Genomic DNA, 1,725 nt, shown 5'->3' with positions numbered 1-1,725 from the left:
CCTCGCTCAGAGCGCCTTTTGCAATTCCGGCAGCGCGTCAAAGAGATCGGCGACGAGGCCGTAGTCGGCAACCTGGAAGATCGGCGCCTCCTCGTCCTTGTTGATGGCGACGATCACCTTCGAATCCTTCATGCCGGCCAGATGCTGGATGGCACCGGAGATGCCGCAGGCGATATAGAGATCGGGCGCCACCACCTTGCCGGTCTGGCCGACCTGCCAGTCGTTCGGGGCATAACCGGCATCGACGGCGGCACGGCTGGCGCCAACCGCCGCACCGAGCTTGTCGGCCACCGGCAGGATGACTTGCCTGAACTTCTCGGCCGAACCGAGTGCGCGGCCGCCCGAGATGATGACCTTGGCCGAGGTCAGTTCCGGACGTTCCGACGCCGACAGTGCATCGGAGACGAAACGCGACAGCCCCGGATCGGAGACGGCCGGGATCGCCTCGACCGTTGCCGAAGCGCCTTCCGCTGCCGAGGCGAAGGAAGCAGTGCGCACGGTGATCACCTTCTTGGCGTCGCTTGATTGCACCGTCTGGATGGCGTTGCCGGCATAGATCGGCCGCTTGAAGGTGTCGGCGGAGACGACTTCGATGATCTCCGAGACCTGGGCGACGTCGAGAAGGGCTGCCACTCGCGGCAGCACCGTCTTGCCGACCGAGGTAGCGGCCGAGACGATCGTGTCATAGGAGCCGGCAAGCGAGACGATCAGATCGGCCAGCGGTTCGGCGAGATTGTTGGCAAGCGCGTCACTTTCGGCGAGCAGCACCTTGGAGACGCCGGAGAGTTTTGCCGCCTGATCGGCCGCAGCCCTGGCAGCCTTGCCGGCAACCAGCACATGCACGTCGGAGCCGATCTGGCTTGCAGCCGTCAGCGCCTTGGCGGTCTGGTCGGAAAGGTGATTGCCGTCATGGTCGGCCAGAAGAAGAATGGTCATGATAGTTGCTCCTGTTCCAGCCCGATTACAGCACGCCGGCTTCGTTCTTCAGCTTGTCGACGAGTTCGGCGACCGACTTGACCTTGACGCCGGCCTTGCGGCCGGACGGCTCCTCGGTCTTCAGCACCTTCAGCCGCGGCGTCGTGTCGACGCCGAAATCGGCCGGCGTCTTCTTGTCGAGCGGCTTCTTCTTCGCCTTCATGATGTTCGGCAGCGAGGCGTAACGCGGCTCGTTCAGTCTGAGGTCGGTGGTGATGACCGCCGGCAGCTTGATCTCGATCGTCTGCAGGCCGCCATCGACCTCGCGGGTGACCTGAGCCTTGCCCCCAGGGACGGCAGATTCGATCTCGATCTTCGAGGCGAAGGTCGCCTGGGCCGAGCCCAGCAGCGCCGCCAGCATCTGGCCGGTCTGGTTCGAATCGTCGTCGATCGCCTGTTTGCCTGATATGATCAGCCCCGGCTGTTCGGCATCGGCCACACCCTTGAGGATCTTGGCGACGGCGAGCGGCTCGACCTGGTCGTCGGTCTCGACCAGGATTGCCCGGTCGGCGCCCATGGCGAGCGCCGTGCGCAGCGTTTCCTCGGCCTTGGCCGGGCCGATCGACACCACCACCACTTCTTCCGCCTTGCCGGCTTCCTTCAATCTCAGCGCCTCTTCCACCGAGATCTCGTCGAACGGGTTCATCGACATCTTCACATTGGCAAGCTCGACACCCGTGCCATCCGGCTTCACCCGGATCTTCACGTTGTAGTCGACAACCCGCTTGACGGGCACGAGAATCTTCATGG

Annotated in this window: 2 protein-coding genes; both read right to left on the bottom strand. The window is 64.0% G+C overall.

The annotated features are described in order from the left end of the window. Positions 1-6 precede the first annotated feature (6 nt). Positions 7-936: an electron transfer flavoprotein subunit alpha/FixB family protein gene (locus tag CO660_RS32315; RefSeq protein WP_097601888.1), complete on the bottom strand. Its 930-nt coding sequence runs from the start codon at positions 934-936 to the stop codon at positions 7-9. A 25-nt stretch (positions 937-961) separates the two neighbouring features. Further along, the gene (locus tag CO660_RS32310) at positions 962-1,723 is read right to left on the bottom strand and encodes an electron transfer flavoprotein subunit beta/FixA family protein (RefSeq protein ID WP_097601886.1); all 762 of its coding nucleotides are present in this window, start codon (positions 1,721-1,723) and stop codon (positions 962-964) included. Positions 1,724-1,725 lie beyond the last annotated feature (2 nt).

It is taken from the genome of Rhizobium sp. L9 (assembly GCF_002531885.1).
In the GTDB taxonomy this organism is placed as follows: Bacteria; Pseudomonadota; Alphaproteobacteria; order Rhizobiales; family Rhizobiaceae; genus Rhizobium.
Note: the sequence above shows the minus strand (reverse complement) of the source record. Positions and strands in the feature narration are given on the sequence as shown.